Here is a 464-nt window from a genome sequence, read left to right as displayed (position 1 = left end):
GCCTTCGTGTTCGGCCTCGCCTGGCTGCTGCTCGGCACCATCGGCGGCACCGGCCACGACGCCTTCGGCCGCTACAGCTCGGGCGCGCTGCTGGCGCCGGCGATCCGCGCCGAATTCGCCAGGCTGCCGCCCGACACGCCGTTCTACGCGGTCGAGATGCTCGACCACACGCTGCCCTTCTACGTCGGCCATACCACCACCCTGGTGTCCTACCAGGACGAACTCACGTTCGGCATCTCGCGCGAGCCGCAGAAATGGGTGCCGACCATCGAGGAATGGGAGCGCCGCTGGCGCGCCGAGCCCGCCGCGATCGCGGTGATGCGCCCCGAGCGCTACGAGGCGCTGCTCAAGGCCGGCCTGCCGATGAAGCTGATCGCGCGCGACAACCGCCGCGTGGTCGTCGAGAAGCCCCAATCCTGAGGAAAGCCGAACCGATGAATCCCGTCTCGCTCGTCTGCATCGTC

The 464-nt window shown here is 69.2% G+C and carries 1 pseudogene; it reads left to right on the top strand.

The annotated features are described in order from the left end of the window. Positions 1-420 (top strand): annotated as a pseudogene (locus FQ705_RS01115) (4-amino-4-deoxy-L-arabinose transferase); the annotation flags it as partial. Positions 421-464 lie beyond the last annotated feature (44 nt).

The sequence above is a fragment of the Paraburkholderia sp. BCC1884 genome (assembly GCF_900996225.1).
Lineage (GTDB): Bacteria > Pseudomonadota > Gammaproteobacteria > Burkholderiales > Burkholderiaceae > Paraburkholderia.
This window is presented reverse-complemented; position numbering and strand designations above follow the sequence as displayed.